The following is a 388-nucleotide window of genomic DNA, read 5'->3' on the forward strand; positions in this document are numbered from 1 at the left end:
CGCGCGGCCTCGAACATGTGCACCAGCGTCAACGCCCCGCTGGCCGAGCACATGACCACCGATGAACTGAGCGGTTGGCGCGACTTGATCGGCGCGCTGAGGCGCACGTCGTTGCCGACGGTGAAGACCTGCTCGACATCCAGCGCGGTTCCGGTCCAGAACTGCTCGGCCCAGGCGTCGTAGTTGTTCAGGCACAGGCGAAACTCGCTGATCAGGTTGTCAAAATCCGGCTCGTCGGGATTCAGGGCGGCAACAATGAGCAGGCCGATGCTGTTGTTCAGGGCCAGAAGCCGATCGGGTTGAAGCATGGGCAAGCACTCGCGCACATGAAGAAAAAGGTGCGCGGACTTTGCGGGGGATCAATCAGGAAAGAAGTCGGGCGAGTAGG

1 protein-coding gene is annotated in these 388 nt (G+C 61.6%); it reads right to left on the bottom strand.

Features of this window, described 5'->3' with window-relative positions:
* Window positions 1-308 (bottom strand): hypothetical protein (locus M9827_RS27630; protein WP_250608396.1); only part of this gene is annotated, 308 nt, incomplete at its 3' end.
* Window positions 309-388 lie beyond the last annotated feature (80 nt).

This window comes from Pseudomonas sp. AKS31 (assembly GCF_023634765.1).
Classification (GTDB): Bacteria; Pseudomonadota; Gammaproteobacteria; order Pseudomonadales; family Pseudomonadaceae; genus Aquipseudomonas.